The sequence below is a fragment of the Halobacteriovorax sp. genome (assembly GCF_041587335.1).
In the GTDB taxonomy this organism is placed as follows: Bacteria; Bdellovibrionota; Bacteriovoracia; order Bacteriovoracales; family Bacteriovoracaceae; genus Halobacteriovorax.
In genome coordinates, this window is sequence record NZ_JBFGYP010000066.1 from 1 (window position 1) to 15,902 (window position 15,902).

Sequence of the window (15,902 nt, forward strand, 5' to 3'; positions counted from 1 at the left end):
ATAAACTTATTCTTATCTGGGAAAGGTTGAGCGTGAAAACCAATACCAGTATGATCTTCAGTTGAGTCTTGTCCCTTTAATATTCTTACAAATGGAAGATTTGCAAAATATCTTGGCATTTTTCTATTTCTGATGGCCTTTGTCTTATCTAGGTAACCATCTTTAAATCTTGGTGTAAGAAGAGATATTTCATCATTTAATACGGCCTCATCAAATGCACCAACACCTAGAGGAAATACCATTGTAATATCGCTATTTTTATCTTTAACAATAACCTTTCTAGACTTAAGTCCAACATCAAAGACTAACTTAGTCTTAGATAGATCTGTAAATCTCTTTGGCGTAACTACGAAGTTTTTAACATCGCTTGAGTTGTACTGAACTTCAATTTCTTTAAAAGCAATTGAGTACTCTCCGTACTTAACAAGTGCCGTAAGATTTAGAAGAACTTTATTTCCATCCCACTTAGGTAGTTCGTTGAAAAATAAGTTAAGTACATCTTCTACTTCTCCCTTATCTCCAAAGTACTGATCTTTTGCTTTTAAGAGCACTTCGTTGACATCACTTAGCCCAGGAACAAAAGAAGGAAGGTGCTTAACAACATCTTCTACTCTTACACCTACAACTTTATTTGCTGCCGATTCTGGTAATTGTATCTTTTTCCATTGAGTGGATCTTCCAAAGAAAGAAGCATTCGCACTTTCAATTAATTGTGTCTGTAGTGGTGTTCCCATCACTGTTGCAAGCAATAATGCTGCACCAGCAACTCTTGAAGTAATTTTCATTTATCCCCCTATTTATTTTCAATGATAGGGAATAAACAACAGGCAACGCATGCAGTCAACAAGTACGACGCATATTGTAAAAAGTATGTGATTGAGAATTTAGACAAAAAAAGGCCCCATTTATAGGGGCCCTTTATATAAAGAATAATTTCTTATTAATTATTTCTTAGCTTTACCGTGGTTGTGACCATCGCCAGCACTATGTCCAGCTTCAGAACCTTTTTGAATTTCAAAAAGCTCTACTTCAAAAATTAAAGTCGCTCCACCAGGAATCTTTGGAGGTGCACCGTGATCACCGTATGCAAGTTCAGAAGGAATAACTAGCTTAATCTTTCCACCCTTACCAATCAGTTGAAGACCTTCAGTCCATCCTTTAATAACTCTATTTAATGGAAAGCTTACTTCTTTTCCTCTATCAACAGATGAATCAAAAACTGTTCCATCAATTAATGTACCATGGTAGTGAACCTTAACAGTATCAGTAGCAGCTGGCTTAGCACCTTCACCTGCTTTAATGATCTTGTATGCAAGACCTGAAGCTGTTTTAGTTGCTCCTTCTTTGATGAAGTTCTCTAGGAATTTTTCACCTTCAACTTTAACAACTTGAGAGTGAGATTGAATTCTTTTTTGGAACTCTTCACGAATCTTTGGTTGGTATACTTTAAGATCAGCTTGTGATTCTTTACCATGAGCTGCATCTCTAAGACCTTGAGTCATCGCTGCTAATTCAGCATCGTTTAATTTAAGATCTTTCATTCTTTGACCAAACATAAATCCTACAGAGTAGAATGTTTTGTCTTCGTCAGAAGTTACCTTGATTTCTTTTTGCTTATTACAACTAGTCATTAATGCCGTTGCTGCAATAACACCTACGATTAGGCTTTTCTTCATAATTACGTCCTTTGTAATATTAAATATAATTGCGTTAAATTACTATTTTTATAAAGTTTACTAGCGAGTTCTAAATTTATCAAGCCTAGTTATGTGGGTAAAGATGCCCTTTTCTTAATTTTTTCTTTTTGTCTGTTCCTGTAGAGAATTCGTAATTGTACATTGCACCTTCCCAGTCTCCATACATTGGATTTGGGAGAATAATGAACTTCTTTCCAAAGTCATTTCTCATTTTATCCACTAGAATATTTCGATCATTTGTACCTTTCTCATTAAAGACTTCTGAGAAGTCCGCTAGAGTATCTCCAGCTAAGAGAACTATATCGAATTTTCTTAAAACATTTTGTCTACGCTCTTCTTTATTACTAGTCGTTGTTCTTAAGAAGATATTCTGTCTCTTTACTGGAAAACCTAGGTTTAAGAGGTTCTTATAAGTAGCGTCTAGCCCCTTAATCTTTCTATTTGAAAGATAGATAATCTCTACTCCTCTCTTATGAGCGTAGTTAAGAAAATCAATTGAGCCAGGGATGGCCTTGGCCTGAGCTAATTTAATCCACTCATCCCAGTACTTTCTATCAAAGCTTCTATTTTTTAAGATATTCACGGCCTGATAAGGACTATTGTCTAAGACAGTTTCATCAATATCCACCACAACAGCTGGCTTCTTTCTAGTCTTCTTAGTTAAAAGAGCACGATCTAAGTACAATCTCGCAGAATTGAAAGCTTGGTAACTAAGCGCTCTAAATTCTGCCGCATTTTGAACCCATAGAGTCGCCCCTTCAGTATACTCGGCCTTTCTCTGCTCACCCATGTGACCACAAGAAACCATTCCCAATAAAGATATTCCTAATATTATAAACTTCATACGTACTCCTTAAAATCCACTATCATCAAGTGCTTCATTAGCTAGCTGATCACATAATTCATTCTGTGGATGTCCAGCATGACCCTTAACCCATAGATAGTTAATATTTTTAAATGAACTTGAGACTTCGTCTAACTTTTGCCAAAGATCAACATTCTCAGGTGTCTTCTTATCTGCTTTCTTCCAACCTCTACTCTTCCATCCATGTATCCATGACTTAAGTCCATCTACGACATATTTAGAGTCACTATAAAGGTAGACTTCAACCACTTCTGGATCTACGCCTTCATTTAAGAGGTATTTCATCGCCTCTAGGGCCCCAGTCATTTCCATTCTATTATTAGTAGTCTTAGTCTCTACTCCAGAGCCTTTAAATAAGACCTCACCTTTATGGTCTTGCCCAACCATTCCCCATGAACCGGGACCAGGATTACCTCTGCAGGCCCCATCACTAAATAGAGCGTACATATTGTCAGACTTAATTTCTTTAGGCAGTGGCAACTCTCCAGCCGCTTGTGGCGCGAGGGCATCTTCATCTTCCCACTTTTCAATTTGAGACTTTAAGTAATCAATAGATGAGATTGCTTTTTCATCGTCTGAGAGTTTTGTTTTCAATTTATCAAAGAAAGATAACGTTTTATTTTTCAATTTTATTCCTATCAATAGATTATATTACTTTTGAACATTGTATTTTACATGGTTTACATGCTCTAGGAAATCTTTATAAAGAGAGATTCATGACACACAACAAAAGAGATCAATCTTTAATTTGAAATCCTTTGCTAACATGATAAAAACATCCTTACACATAAATGAGAATTTTGAGGATATCTATAATGAACTTTATCGATTTAAAACCTGGCACATCTGTAGAAGGCGAAACTATTAAAGCTTTTAAAACTGAAGGGAAGGCCAAGAAGTATGTTTACTTAATGGCGGGAACTCACGGGGATGAAGTAGAAGGTGTTTATGTCGTTAATCAATTATTTGAATGGTTGAAAGTTCAAGAGGATATTGATCTCGCAATGGTAGTTCTTCCAGTTCTTAATCCAGACGGTTATAGAAATGCGACTAGAGTTAACGCCAATGGTGTTGATTTAAATAGAAACTATGACAGTGGAACTTGGTCTAGTGAAGCTAGAGAAGAGAAGTACTATCCAGGTAGTGCTCCTTTAAGTGAGCCAGAAAATAAATACTTAATTAATCTATTTGATAAATTTCCACCAAAAGTCATATTGAGCTTTCACTCTTGGAAGCCGATGATCAATTATAATGGTGACTGTAAAGAAATTGCTGAGTTCCTTAATCAGTACAATGGTTATGTAACTTGTGATGATATTGAAGGTCACCCTACTCCTGGATCACTTGGAGACCTAGGTCCTAAAGTGTACAAGAGTCCAGTTCTTACATTTGAGTGCCCTGTACTTAGTGACGATCTCAACCTAAAGCAAATTTGGGAAGAGAATGAAGCAGGTCTAAAGGCGCTATTTCAAAGTGATTTACTCTAAATAAAATCTCACCACGCCTATCTGGCGTGGTCATAATGACTCCAAAACTTCTGGCACTTTAATTGCAGTTAAATACTCAAGTATTACTTAGCAAAGGAAGTGTTAATGAAGAGATCAACCTCTACATTATTGATATTACTAATGACATCGCCAACAGTATTGGCAAATACAGTGTCAGCAACTGGTACATCTGTACAAAGTTTAGACAACAGTGCCGGTTTGTCCCTAGAAAACGTGGGAATCTCACTGTCTAATACTTTTGCAACTGACGTAAAAGCGCCAGATGCTGCAGAAAAGAATATGAGTAATACTACGGCCATGGTCATAGGTTACAAACTTAGCCGTGACATGAAATTAAGTCTTACAACAATTTTTGATAAAGACTTAAAGAATGACCGTGAAGGCTATATTAGAGATCCAAAGATTGGACTTTCTAAGAGTTTTGGAAAGCTAAATAAATTCTTTTCAGCTGCGGCCTCTACGTCTGTAAAAATTCCATTGAGTAAGGCCTCAAGAGTTACTACGAGCTTACAAACTGCTATTAGTTTAGCAGGTTCAATATCATATGATGCTTCAGAGCATGTAACTAAGGGACTATCTCTTTCTTACTCTCCTGCAGTAATTACAAACTTTCATGAGTACAGAGTTACAACTGGTGGAAGTTCAAATACACAATATACATTATCGAACTCACTATCTGCTGCATATAGCATTACTGACAAAATCAGTGCATCTGTAAGTGGATCTTACTATAGAAACTTTGACTACACAGGACACACTAAAGATTACTTTGGAATTGAAGAGACTTTGTCTTTCGCCCTTCCTCAAAACTTTGGTTTAAGAGTCGGACACTCTACAGGTGGATCAGCATTAGCTGTAAACGGAAGAGAGTCAAACGTTTCATTATTTGACAAAGATTTATCATCATATTTTTTAAATATAAGTTTCAGCTACTAAGCAATCTAGGAGAAAGAATGAAAAACAAAAACTATCTATTAACTTCTCTGATCATCGCAGGACTTGTTGCAAGTTGTGCAAAAGAAAGAGAACTTGATACAGTTTACAAAGCGCCAGAACTCGAAAGTAAATCGGCCATCAATACTGAAGCCGAGTTTCTTTATGTTCCTACGTCACAAGGTGTGCCTAGATTCACTAAGGCCATGGCACCATTTGTTCAAGGTAACGAAAAGATCGTCAAATTCAAATTTGAAGAAGAAGGTATCGTTGCTTATGAAATGGAAGACAATGAAACTTTCCAAGACAACACACTAAATAATAAGCCAATTCTTACTATTCCTGTAACTTACAAGTCATACAGATGTGCTGAAAATGCTGATGACGAATGTACTAACAGAGAAGAAGAAAATAATGAGCTAGAATGGTTTCAAAAAGATAACTTTGTTCCTAGCTTTGAGAGTGTAAAAGTACTTGAAGCAGATAGCCTTGGACTACCAGAAAATGGTGATCCTTGTTATTCTCTACAGGCGACTAAGCTAGTTGACTATACTGTTTCTAAAACAGATATGAACTTTGAGATTGAGAAGACATATAAGTTCTCAAACTCAGACAGTTGTTTAAATCAACTATGGTACAGCTCAGGAAGTGATTACGAAAAGTTTCTTGAAGGGTTAGATGACAATGGTGCATTTAACACAAGAGTATTTTTCTCTTTCGCGAAACTAGATACAATTGCTTCAAGCAACTATAAAGATATTGCTTACCCAATCAATGAGCACAGCACTTTTGGTTTCTTTAAGACTAAAGAGAGAACTAAGAATGCTTTTGGTCAAACTGAAAGAACTTACAAGCTTAACAGATGGAACCCAGAGAAATCTGTTGTTGATTATCACCTAAGTGATGAGTTCGATAAAAAAGAAAATGCTTACCTTAAAGAAGCAACTATCTTTGCATTCAATAGAATGAATAAGATGCTTGAAAAGAATAAGGTAAACCTTAGACTTAAGCTTCACATGCCTTCAGGTAAGAAGCCAGGTAACCTAAGAAATACAATGGTTGTTCTTATTGAAGATCTTGCTTCTGGACTACTAGGATACGGACCAACAGTAGCAAACCCAAGAACAGGTGAGATCATCAAAGGTCACGTAAATATGTATAAGGGATCTCTTGAGTCAATTGCACCAAGTGCTTACGATTCAATTGTATACCTTGAAAAACAACTTAAGAAAGAAGCTACAAATACAGCTGCGATTCAAGCATCTCTACAAGCTTCAACTAAAAGCTCTGCAACAACTGCAGCTCTAACTGCATCAGTTAAAGATATTCTTAACTCTCAGCAGACAGCTAAAGTAGCAGGTCACGACCATGGACACGATCATGGACACAAAGAACTTGCTATCCAGGGAGTAACTGGAGACCTTCAAGCAGCAGCAAGAAACTTTAAAGACTTTCAAAAGAAAGTTGAGAAGAGACAAAGTAAGAGTTACCAAGAACTAGTTCTGGCAAAAGTAGATGGTCAGTTAAATGAGTTCACAAGAGAAATGAAGGATAGCTTAGAGATTAAAGATCTTCTTCATAAGAATAGTGTTTACACAACTGACATGTTTAACTTCCAGGCCCTTGGTAAGGTTTCTGTTGATGACATTAATGTAGTTGCAGGAATTAGAGATCAAAGTGGAGCATTAAAAGATTGGATTAATCTTAATGAAAACCAACAAAAAGAGATCATCCAGATTCTTGGACGTCACGCTTATATTCCAACTCTTGTTCATGAGATTGGACATAACCTTGGTCTAAGACACAACTTTAGAGGATCACTTGATGCAGAGAACTTCTACAATGAAAAAGAGAGAGCTGAACTTGGAATTAAGAATGGTTCTGCATTCTCTTCAATCATGGATTACTCTTACTCAAGCTTAAATGAACTATCAACTTTTGGTAAGTATGATATTGCAGCACTTAGATTTGGGTACAACAGACAAGTAGAAGTAAAAAGTGCTGAGTCTAACGAAGTAACTCTAGTATCTTTAGAGCAAAAATCAGTTGATGGAACTTCAATTGTTGAAAAGAGTGTTAACGAAATTGAAAATAGAGTTGATTACAAGTTCTGTACTGATGAAGACGTTAGCATGTACGCAAACTGTAATAGATTTGATGAAGGTTCAAACGATTTAGAAATGACTAAGCACTACGCAGCTAAGTACAAAGAGTACTACCAGTGGCGTAACATGAAAAATAGATCTAAGAACTTTAACGATACAATGGGAATGTGGAGATACTACCTAGGTACATACTATACTCTACTTGACCTAAGACAAGCATTTGAAACTTGGTCATTCTACAAGGACTACCTTGCAGAGTATGACCTTGATAGAATTATGACTACAAAGTGTACTGCTGAAGATCACACTAATATGCCAGACTTTTGTAAGACATTAGACCAAGTAGTTGAAGCAAATGATGTAGCGACAACAGCACTTTTAGAGATCATTAAAACACCAGATCTTACTTGTGATGTAGAGTATACAGTTGTGAATAATACTTCTAACGAAGTTGTATTTAGACATAGAATTGCTAGAAACTTTGCAGAAGCAACAGAGTACAAGTCTTACCCACTAGAGTCTGGGAAAGGTGAATATAGAGCAACAAGTTGTTTTGATAAAAATGCATGGCAAGATATCGTAAACAACCAAGAGTCAATTGTAGAAGTAAGAGAAACTTGTAGCGTTACTCTTTCAGAACAAGCTTGTTCAGAAGGTGTAGGACTTAGAGCAATGGTTGTAGGTCAAGTTGGTAAACCACACAACGATATTGATGCAGCAGAAAGAGATGATGAAAGACTAGAGACTGACGATATTGAAGTAAGAGGAAACTGGTTAGACAAAGTACTAGCAATGGAAATCCTTACGAATAGAGACAGACTAACTTCAGCTGGTGAAAATATTCACACATCTTTTACAGATATGCCGAAGTACAAAGATGAGATTAAGAATATCTTTGAGCATTTAGCACTAAACAAGACTTTAAGTTCTCCACTTCCAGCTGAAACTGAGAATGGAGTGAAGTACCAAATGCCATTTAAGACAGACCTTCATGCTAAGACTAAGGTTCCAACGATTAAGAGATTTTTAAAGCAATTTATTCCATTCTCTGACTCTAAGGACTTTGATATTGCTCCTGTACTTTTAAAGACAGCTGCAATCAATGCTTACGAAAATGAAGAAGACTCAGAAAGCTTAAGCCAGTATGTTGAAAGATCTGCTTTCTACGACACACTAGTAGTAAGAAGAAGAAATAGTGCAGTTAACAATCTTGAATTTGGTTCTTCAGTAGTGGCGAGCGTAAATGTTCACAACTACCTATACGGAGCAACTCCAAGAAATACACTTGCACTAGAGAGTATTGCAAGACTACAAGGTCTAACAAACTCTAGAGCAGCACAGATTGAAAAGCTTCTATCTGATCTTTCAAAAGTAGATGCTCCTGTACAAACAGAAGTTGAAGAAGAAGTTGAAGTAGTAGAAGGTGAAGCACAGGTTGAAGAAGCAGTAGTTGAAGCTGAAGAAACTGTAGCAGAAGCTCAAGAAGAGATTATTGAGATATCAAACGAAGTAATGATGAAGCTTTATGAATTAATTTCTATAAAGACTCAAATTGCTCTAAACAAGACGACTGTAGATTCAATCAACGCGATTTACTCTACAATGACTGATAACACTCAAGAAACTAGAGCGAGAATCGAAGCTGAAATTACAAAGCTTAGATCAGAAGTTGGAGCAGTAAACTTTGAGGCCGCAATGAGAGCAGCAGGATCATACGCAAGATTCACTTCTCAAGGTGAAGGTTTTGCAATGCTTGCAACAGTGGATCTATACGATCTTGAATTTGTAGCTTCTCCTGAAGCAGTGAGAAAAGAAATTCTCTCTAAAGAAGTTGATGCAATCTGGACGTTACCAATAGCAGAATAAGTTAAATAAATAGGGCCCTTAGTAATCAATTGCTAAGGGCCTAATTTTAGATTCATGCCATAAATATCTTGCAAAAATCCCTCAGCAAAACTTTCCTAAATAAGAACAAGATACACCTCTAACTATCTGTAATTTATAACTTAGTTGATTTATTGTTATTTCATATAACATCTAGTGTTAATATGTCTCATCTTTGACCGTAGAGGTCTTTGTTACCCACAAATTGTCTGGAGTTAGACATGAGTAAAGAATACTATGATGAGCAATTTTTAAGTAAGCAGAAAACGACTCTCCTGCAAATGAAGAGCGGAATTCTGAACCATATGAAAACTCACACTATTGATGAATTGGCACCTTCTAAGGATCAAATTGTTGAGGATGTAGACCAAAGTCAAGTACTGATGGCACAGACTCTCAGCATGGGTCTAAGAGACCGTGAGTTGGCAAGGCTACACATGATAGAAGATGCTCTTGCAAAGTTTGAGGATGGAAGCTACGGCCTCTGCGAGGAAACTGGTGAGCCCATTGGTAAAAAGAGACTCGAGAAGATTCCTTGGGTTAAATTATCTATTGACGCTCAAGAAGAAATAGAAAGATCACTTAGGGCAGCCTAGCTGCTTTTTAACACTTATAAATAAGCATAAAAAAAGGCCCCATTTATTGGGGCCTTTTTCTTTATTTGAATTTTGTCTTTAATTACTTAGTAAACTTAATAACTTCAACCGGACAAGCTTCTGCAGCTTCTTCAACTAGAAGACCATTATCAAGTGGTGCTCCTGGACGAATTAAACAAGTATCATCAGTTACTTCAAATACCTCAGGGTAAATCGCTTCACAAGCATCACAAACAATACAACCTGGCTCAATCCAAACCTTAGAGATTGAAAAGTTCTCGGCCGCTGGTGCATCACCTGCAGCTCCAGCAAAAGCGCCTGCAAACTCAGGATTAGAAGCTATTTTTAATGCTTTATTTGATGCCGGTAAAGGCTCAGCAACAAAGCTTCTCTTTGGTAAGTGATATAATGGCTTTGCATAATTTAAGCTATGCTCTTCATTAAATTTTTCAGCATCACCTGTAGCAGAATCAATCATTGCTTTGAAGGCCTGTGCTTTAAAAGAAAAGTGCTGAACTAGAGCATCTTTACTCGCTGACATTTCAACTTCAACAGTAGCGCTCTCATGATTACATGCCGCTAGTAAATCTTCTAAGTTCTTACCAAAATCAAGGTCTCTTGCAAAAGTAGAACTTGCAGCATCAAAAGTTCTAGTAACATCAACTTGAGTTGGAGTACTAAAAGGATTGAAGAGTCTCAATCTAATTGAATCAAACTTCGCAGGCTCACGTGAACTATTCCACTTAAGCGAAAATGCAAATCCATTAGATTCAAGCTTAGACTTTAAAATTGTAAACTTAGGTCTTGCAAATAAGAAGTGGAATGCTCCAGATAATAAACTGAAAACTCCAACTGTAACTACTAGACCAATACCCGCTAAAAGAGCAACTCCCATTGCAATGAAGGTTGTATTCACTTAACACTCCCTGTATTAAGAATTTGGAATATATATAGATTCCAAAGTTTTATTTTAAATTAAATTATTATATCTCTAATATAAACATTTTGAAGGCTTTAGCCAACCTGTTTTAGGACGCTTATATTAGTTTTTTTCACGAGGATCGACACCAAAGCCTACTCTAACCCTCAATAAATTGTCTTCAATCTCTGCTAAACCCAATAATTGACCTTCAAAAAGACCCCAGCAATAACCTGATTCGCCCTCTTTGAGCATCGGTAGTCCATTAAAGAACTTTACCGCCTCAAACTCTTCTAAATCGATCTTTGGGAAATTTAAAAAATTATCTATTCTCGTTGCATTATCAGTAACCGAGTAATCTGCATCCCTAATAGGCCAATTCTCTTTAGTTATAGCGGAGCTAATATGCGCAGGCCCAATTGACTCTCTCACGAGGTTTCTTAGAGCACCATGCGTACCAAGCTTTTTAGCAATATCTTCAAAGAGAACGCGAATATAGGTCCCAGAACTAGATGTCACACGAAAGGTAACAACTCTCCCCTCTAACTTAACTAACTCAATGGCCGAAATAAAACGACGAACAGGAGGCTTCTCTATTATTACGCCCTCTCTCGCCCATTCGTATAAGGGCCTTCCCTCGTGCTTTGTTGCCGAAAAAGCAGGTGGGCACTGATCGTACTCACCAAGAAACTCATTCATTATCTTAACAAGTTGTTCTTCAGTAAACTCTGGGCAATCAACTTCTTTAATTTCTTCTTCATTAGCAGTCAGATCACCAGTTGGACTCTCAAGCCCAAGAACACCTGTTGCTAAGTAAGTTTTTGGAAATTGATCATGAATATAGTTATTAAATCTTGGAGCTTGTCCAATAGCAACTAATAGAACACCTTCAGCAAAGGGATCTAAAGTTCCAAAGTGACCTATCTTACCAAAACCTTTGGGTAAGTGATACTTGAAGTGCCTTAAGGCATCAGACGACGTCATCCCCTCAGGCTTATAGACGTTAAAAACAAAAGGGCCAAATCCTGGCCCCGCTTTCTTCGACTTTCTATTTGAGCGTGAACTCATGAGATGCCTTTGCCCTTCTTCGCCTCTTCATCTAAGAGATCATCAATTTTCTTTTCTGCATCAAATTGAGAATCATAGACAAATGTAATAGTAGGAACATGTCTCATCTTTAAAAGTTTTGAGAGGTGAGTTCTAAGCTTTCCCGTTATAGATTCGATGGCCTTTTTAGAGTCGCCTCTTTTAGCTGCATCAAAAGTATCCCAGTAAAGCTTTGAATTCGAAAGATCATCAGAGAGCTCGACTCTAGTTATACTTACAAAAGTTAAACTAGAGTCTGATACTGATGTTCTAATAAATGCATTTGAAGCATTTAATATTTTTTCAGAGAGAATATTTTTCTTTCCAGAACTTGCGCCCAAGACTAATCCCTTGCTTCCGCAGACTCAGACTCTGCTTCAAGAGCAGCAAGCTCAGCAGCTTCCGCAGCTAACTTTTCTTCTTTAGCCACGTCATCTAGAGTTCTCTTCTTTTCTACTAACATATATGCTTCAAACTGATCGTTAACTTTAATATCAGTATATCCATCGAGTCCGATACCACATTCGAAACCATTTTTAACTTCTTTAACATCGTCCTTAAATCTCTTAAGTGATGACATTTTTCCGTCAAACATGATCTTCCCATTTCTAAGAAGACGAATATTACAACCATCTTTGATCTTACCGTCAATAACAGATGAACCAGCAATTGTACCAATTTTTGGAACAACGAAAGTATCTTTAACTTCAGCTCTACCGATAAATTCTTCGATAGTATCTGGGTCAAGCATCCCTTCAATTGCAAGAGTAACGTCATTGATTAGCTCATATATAATTGAATATGTTTTAATATCAATTGCTTTCTCTTCAGCTAGTCTTCTTGCTGTCGTATTTGGTCTCATGTTGAAACCTAAGATAAACGCTCCAGAAGAGTCTGCAAGATTAACATCACTATCGTTAATTGCACCAACTCCACCAGCAATTACCTTCACTTCAACTTCTGTATTAGAAAGTGCTAGTACTGCTTGCTTAATTGCTTCAAATGAACCTTGAACATCAGACCTAATAATTAAATTAAGTGCTTTAGTCTCTTTTCCATCATCAGCGGCCATTGCAAAGAAATCCTCAAGTGAAACTTTCGCTTTTGGAGCTTCTTCAAGTTTCTTTCTTTCAGCAACTCTATTAGCAACAATCTTCTTAGCTTCTCTTTCATTCTTAACAATATCAACAGATGCACCTGGAGAAGGAGCTTCATCAAGACCAAGAATTTGAACTGGTGTTGATGGACCTGCTTTAGTTAATTGTTTACCAAGGTGATCTGTTAGGCTTCTAGCTCTACCAAAAGTTTCCCCAACAACTAGTGAGTCACCTTTCTTAAGAGTTCCCGATTGAATAAGGATTGTAGCAACTGGACCACGTCCATGCTCAATCTTAGATTCAATAACAACACCTTCTACATTACCTTCTGCACTTGCTCTTAAATCAAGCATTTCAGTCTGAAGTGCGATTGACTCTAGTAAGTCATCTACTCCATCACCTTTTAATGCAGATATTGGAACAAATTGAGTGTCTCCACCCCATTCCTCAGGAGTAATTCCAACGTCAGCAAGTTCAGACTTGATTCTGTCAGTATTAATTCCCTCTTTATCCATCTTATTAACTGCAACAATTACTGGTACTCCAGCATTCTTACAGTATTTAACTGATTCTCTAGTTTGTGGCATAACACCATCATCAGCTGCAACTACAAGTACAACTAAGTCAGTTACGTCAGCACCACGTTGTCTCATTGAAGCGAAAGCCGCGTGACCAGGAGTATCTAAGAAAGTTAGAGTACTTTTTCCGGCCTTAACAGAGTAAGCACCAATATGTTGAGTGATCCCACCAGCTTCGTCATTTACAACTTTAGCTTTACGGATGTGATCTAGAAGTGTCGTCTTACCATGATCAACGTGACCCATGATTGCAATAATCGGGTTACGTAGTGGCAACTTAGATCTAACTTCTTCAGAGACTTCTTCTTTACCCATAACTTTATCTTCGTCAAAGGCAACATTCTCCACTCTATAGTCATATAGATTCGCTATTTCTTGAGCTAAATGCATTCCGATAAAATCACCAGTCTTAACTAGTAAGTTAATTTCTAGACATGCATCAATCATATCCTTAAGTTTTACCTTAAGCTTTCTTGCAAGTTGATCCGAAGTAGCTCCGTCATGCAACTTAACAACTCTCTTTGATTCTTTTACTTCTGTAATTTCTGTATCCTTAGTTGGCCCAGAGTATGTTCTCTTTCTCTTCACTGTAGAGTATACAGGACGTCCAATTCCACCACCAAGAGCTGCGTAACTCTTAAGTTCAGTATCGGCTCTTTCTTGAGTTAAAGTCTGTGCCTTATTAACAACTTTCTTACCAGACATTAGTGAAGCAAGCGCCCCCATTCGTCCTTTAGAAACTTTCTTCTCATCTTCAGAAGCAGCTTCATCAGCTTTCTTCTCAGGTGGGATATAAACAGGAGTAAATCTATGAGGAGCATCGCCAGCTTCTTTCTTAGCCTTAGCCTTAGCATCAGCTTCTGCTTGGGCCTTAGCCTTCTTAGCAGCTTCTTCTTTAGCAATCTCTTCTTTTGACTTAACATGCTCAGTTGAAACAACTCTTAAACCAAAAGATGATTCTGACTTCTTAGGAGCAGCTTTTACTTCTTCTTCTACTTTCTCAGTAGTTTCAGCAGCAGCAACAACTTCCTCAACAGGAGCCTCAACCTTTTTCTCTTCAACGGCTTCAACAGGTGCTTCTTCAACAGGTTCAACTGGAGCAACAACAACTGGAGTAGGCTCAGGTTCTACAACTTCACCACCACTCTTTTTTCGAATAACGCTCTTCTTTCGAACAACAGTCTTTTTCTTAGTCTCACTCTCATCCGCAGAAGCGTCTTCAGAAGCATCTGCCGCTTTAGCTGTTACTGTCTTCTTAGTAACTGCTTTCTTAGCGGCCTTCTTCTTAACAACTTTCTTCTTAGTCTTAGAGCCAGAGGCTTTCTTTTCATCTTTAGCAGAATCATAATCGGCCATAATCTGCTTAACTTCATCATCTGAAAGTGCTGTCATATGGTTACGAACAGAAAAGCCTTTGTTTTTTAGTTCTTCAACTAAATCTAAAGGACCTTTATTCAATTCTTTAGCCAACTCAAATATTTTCATAGGCATTATGTGGACTCCCTATCCAGTTTCTTCTTACTTCAGTTTAAATGCTGCTAACTCTTCACGGAGTCTTCTTTCAGCATCAGAGAACTTATCTTGTGATTCATCATCAGATTGTTCTTTATTAATAATTCCATGGTAAGCCGGAACAGCAGAAGCAGAAACAAGCTCCTCTTCTTCATCAGCTTGGAATTGGATTTCACCAGCGTCAATCGCAGCAATTGTATCAGCTATAATTGTTGAAGCCTGTGCCTCATCAACTTCTAGAAGCTCAGCAAGCTCACTTGCCTCTGCTGCAGCAATATCACCAATTGCTTGAATACCATTTTGAACCATAACCTGTGCAAGTGTATCAGTAATTGATGCAATTTGAATAAGGTTAGCAACAGACTTTTGAATTCTTTCCTGAAGCTTAGTCTTAGAAATGATATTTATCTTATATCCACTTAACATTGCAGCAAGACGAACGTTTTGTCCTCTTCTACCAATTGCAAGTGATAATTGATCTTCTTCAACAACTACATCCATAGTGTGGTCAGAGTGATCAATTTGAATATTTGTTATTTCAGATGGAGCAAGTGCTGCTCTTGCAAATGTCTCAACATCGTCAGACCATTTTACAATATCAATCTTCTCACCCTGAAGTTCATTTACAACATTTTGAACTCTTGAACCTTTCATACCAACACAAGCACCAACTGGATCAATGTCTTTATCTACAGAGATAACAGCAATCTTTGCTCTTTGTCCTGGCTCTCTAGCTGCAGACTTGATTTCAATTGTTCCATCTTGAATTTCAGGAACTTCAAGTTCAAATAACTTAACTAGGAATAATGGAGACGTTCTTGATAAACGAATCTCTGGTCCTCTATTTGTCATTACAACTTCTGTTAAGAAAGCTTGAATTCTATCACCTGGCTTAAAGTTCTCACCTGGGATAACTTCTCTTCTAGAAAGAACAGCATCCGCTTTACCAAGGTCAACAACAATATTTCCTCTTTCATATCTTCTAGCGATACCAGTAACAAGCTCATTTTCTTTGTGCTTGAATTCAGCAAAAAGAATCTCTCTTTCAGCATCTCTAACTTTTTGAAAGATAATTTGACGTGCAGTTTGTACATCAACTCTAGAAAAGTTTGGATTTTCAAT

General features: G+C 37.3%; 13 protein-coding genes. 4 read left to right on the top strand and 9 right to left on the bottom strand.

Translation table 11 applies throughout. The features are described from left to right. From ABX784_RS10345 to rnhA, 4 genes are all read right to left on the bottom strand, one after another. A partial coding sequence (locus ABX784_RS10345; protein ID WP_372654958.1) for a hypothetical protein occupies positions 1 to 785 on the bottom strand: 785 nt, incomplete at its 3' end. 159 nt (positions 786 to 944) lie between these two features. After that, positions 945 to 1,676 carry an FKBP-type peptidyl-prolyl cis-trans isomerase gene (locus ABX784_RS10350; RefSeq protein ID WP_372654959.1) on the bottom strand — a complete coding sequence of 244 codons (732 nt, stop codon included), beginning with the start codon at positions 1,674 to 1,676 and terminating at the stop codon, positions 945 to 947. A gap of 85 nt (positions 1,677 to 1,761) precedes the next feature. After that, a complete protein-coding gene (locus tag ABX784_RS10355) occupies positions 1,762 to 2,541 on the bottom strand; it encodes a 5'-nucleotidase, lipoprotein e(P4) family (protein ID WP_372654960.1) in 780 nt (259 codons plus the stop codon). A 9-nt stretch (positions 2,542 to 2,550) separates the two neighbouring features. Beyond that, a complete protein-coding gene (gene rnhA, locus ABX784_RS10360; protein WP_372654961.1) occupies positions 2,551 to 3,189 on the bottom strand; it encodes a ribonuclease HI in 639 nt (212 codons plus the stop codon). 188 nt (positions 3,190 to 3,377) lie between these two features. Here rnhA and ABX784_RS10365 point away from each other — a divergent pair, with 188 nt between their 5' ends. From ABX784_RS10365 to ABX784_RS10380, 4 genes are all read left to right on the top strand, one after another. Then, a complete protein-coding gene (locus ABX784_RS10365; RefSeq protein ID WP_372654962.1) occupies positions 3,378 to 4,049 on the top strand; it encodes a DUF2817 domain-containing protein in 672 nt (223 codons plus the stop codon). Between the two features lie 105 nt (positions 4,050 to 4,154). After that, positions 4,155 to 5,006: a hypothetical protein gene (locus ABX784_RS10370; RefSeq protein ID WP_372654963.1), complete on the top strand. Its 852-nt coding sequence runs from the start codon at positions 4,155 to 4,157 to the stop codon at positions 5,004 to 5,006. A gap of 17 nt (positions 5,007 to 5,023) precedes the next feature. Beyond that, positions 5,024 to 8,974 (top strand): zinc-dependent metalloprotease, encoded by a 3,951-nt coding sequence (locus ABX784_RS10375; protein WP_372654964.1) that lies wholly within the window; start codon positions 5,024 to 5,026, stop codon positions 8,972 to 8,974. A 239-nt stretch (positions 8,975 to 9,213) separates the two neighbouring features. Next, a complete protein-coding gene (locus ABX784_RS10380) occupies positions 9,214 to 9,588 on the top strand; it encodes a TraR/DksA family transcriptional regulator (RefSeq protein ID WP_372654965.1) in 375 nt (124 codons plus the stop codon). Positions 9,589 to 9,670: 82 nt separating this feature from the next. Here the strand turns inward: ABX784_RS10380 and ABX784_RS10385 are convergent, their stop codons facing one another. The 5 genes from ABX784_RS10385 to nusA form a co-directional block, all read right to left on the bottom strand. Further along, complete coding sequence (locus ABX784_RS10385; protein ID WP_372654966.1) at positions 9,671 to 10,504, bottom strand: ferredoxin; 834 nt, start codon at positions 10,502 to 10,504, stop codon at positions 9,671 to 9,673. Between the two features lie 126 nt (positions 10,505 to 10,630). Beyond that, entirely contained in the window at positions 10,631 to 11,575 is a 945-nt protein-coding gene (locus ABX784_RS10390; protein WP_372654967.1) for a hypothetical protein, read from the bottom strand. Then, the gene (gene rbfA / locus ABX784_RS10395; RefSeq protein WP_372654968.1) at positions 11,572 to 11,934 is read right to left on the bottom strand and encodes a 30S ribosome-binding factor RbfA; all 363 of its coding nucleotides are present in this window, start codon (positions 11,932 to 11,934) and stop codon (positions 11,572 to 11,574) included. The genes ABX784_RS10390 and rbfA overlap by 4 nt, the downstream gene beginning before the upstream one ends. Before the next feature lie 2 nt (positions 11,935 to 11,936). Beyond that, positions 11,937 to 14,759 carry a translation initiation factor IF-2 gene (gene infB, locus ABX784_RS10400; RefSeq protein WP_372654969.1) on the bottom strand — a complete coding sequence of 941 codons (2,823 nt, stop codon included), beginning with the start codon at positions 14,757 to 14,759 and terminating at the stop codon, positions 11,937 to 11,939. 27 nt (positions 14,760 to 14,786) lie between these two features. Next, positions 14,787 to 15,902, bottom strand: a 1,116-nt coding sequence (gene nusA, locus ABX784_RS10405) for a transcription termination factor NusA (protein WP_372654971.1), incomplete at its 5' end; no start/stop codon positions are given.